Below are 1750 nucleotides of genomic sequence, written 5' to 3' on the forward strand. Positions count from 1 at the left end.
TGATTCATATGTGGACGCCCCCTATGGCAAGAGCTGGTTTTGTCATGTTGCGGTGATCGGTTGCTTTCATATGTCCGGCCTGTTTGTGCGGCGTGATATTCGCTGCTGGCCCTGATGGAAATCCGCCGGTGAGGTCCCTGATCAAGCTGGCGCGCACGAGTGGCGCATTGAATCAGACGGGTTTGCCTCTCCATTGGCTCGATCGTTACGCATCATCGACTGCCATTGCCAATTTGGTTCGGGCTGCGCGCGGTCAGGCAGGCCGCCCATAGGGTCTATATGTCTCTCCGCGGGTTAGTACTACCCAGGCGATGCGGGCGAGCTTGTTAGCGAGGGCGACCGAGGCGAGCCGGAACGGCTTCTTCTCCAGCAACCCATTCACCCAGTCTGTTATCGGCGTCGGGTTACGCTTGGCGTGTCGCATGACGGCCGTTGCGCCAACGACGAGCAGGCGCCGCAAATACCTGTCGCCCTGTTTGGATATACCACCGAGACGTGTTTTGCCTCCGGTCGACTGCTGCTGCGGCGTCAGCCCAAGCCAGGCGGCGAATTGCCTGCCTGATTGGAACTGATCGGGGTCTGTCACTGTTGCCGCGATGGCTGTCGCTGTGATCACCCCGACACCCGGGATAGCCGCGAGCCTTCGACTGGCCTCGTTCTCGGCATGCCAGATGCGTAATTCCTGATCGAGTTCGCCGACCTCCTCGGTTAACTCGGTGATCCGTCGGATCAATATCTCAAGCGCTCGATGAGCGTAAGTAGGAAGGGCTTCATCAGCAAAGGCCCTATCGGCCAGCTTCGCCAGATTGGCGATGCCGGGATTTGCGACGAAGCCGAATTCGGCCAGGTGAGCGCGCAGTGCATTCGCTGCCATGGTGCGCTGGCGCACCAGGAGAGATCGCGCCCGATGCGCCATCAGGATGCCCTGCTGCTCAACCGTCTTGACGGGCACGAACCGCATCGTGGGACGTTGCACGGCTTCGCAGATCGCTTCTGCGTCCAGCGCATCACTTTTGCCGCGCTTGACGTATCCTTTTACATAAGACGGCGGCATGATCCTGACGTCATGGCCCATGGCGATCAGCGTACGCGCCCAGTGATGCGCCGTAGCGCAGGCTTCAACCCCGATCAGGCAGGGTGCCAGTTTCGAAAAGAATGGCAGCATCTGTTTGCGATGCAGCTTCTTCACCAGCACTGTCTTCCCGGTGTCATCCACGCCATGTGCCTGGAAAACGCTCTTGGCCAGATCCAGTCCGATTGTATTGATATTCATTGTAAACGCTCCTTCTCTTGCTTTCACTTCCACAGCACCTTAACCGGCACTGCGCTGGCCGGGGGCGTCCACATCATCAAGCTGCATTCTGGGCGGAGGCCAGCATGCATGACCAAGGCTTACTCCAACGATCTTCGAGAACGTGTTGTCGCGGCGGTACTTGCGGGTGAACCAACGCGGTCTGTGGCCAGCCGTTTCGATATTGCGGTGTCATCGGTGGTCAAGTGGCACCAGCGATACCGGGCGACCGGTTCAGTGGCGCCGGCCAGGATGGGCGGACGCCGCAAGCTTGTTCTTGAGGCCCATCGGGCTTTGATTCTGGAGGCGATCGCTGCGACGCCGCACCTGACGGTGCGCGGTTTGCAGGCGATGCTGGCAGGACATGGCTTGACGGTCTCGCGCCATGCCGTGTGGCTTTTCCTGAGACGCGAAGGTCTCAGCTTCAAAAAAAACACTATTCGCCCTCGAACAGGCGCG

General features: G+C 59.5%; 1 protein-coding gene and 1 pseudogene. One reads left to right on the forward strand and one right to left on the reverse strand.

The window, feature by feature from the left end; translation table 11 throughout:
- Positions 1–253: 253 nt before the first annotated feature.
- Positions 254–1273 carry an IS110 family RNA-guided transposase gene (locus EO136_RS08830; RefSeq protein WP_127143153.1) on the reverse strand — a complete coding sequence of 340 codons (1020 nt, stop codon included), beginning with the start codon at positions 1271–1273 and terminating at the stop codon, positions 254–256.
- 108 nt (positions 1274–1381) lie between these two features.
- On the opposite strand from EO136_RS08830, the pseudogene EO136_RS08835 reads away from it, so the two are divergent.
- Positions 1382–1750: pseudogene (locus EO136_RS08835) on the forward strand (helix-turn-helix domain-containing protein); the annotation flags it as partial.

The organism is Pelagibacterium montanilacus (assembly GCF_003992665.1).
In the GTDB taxonomy this organism is placed as follows: Bacteria; Pseudomonadota; Alphaproteobacteria; order Rhizobiales; family Devosiaceae; genus Pelagibacterium; species Pelagibacterium montanilacus.

Bases quoted from the DNA above. Each gene is read 5' to 3' on its own strand.
- EO136_RS08830 (WP_127143153.1), bottom strand. From the start codon at position 1,273: ATGAATATCAATACAATCGGACTGGATCTGGCCAAGAGCGTTTTCCAG.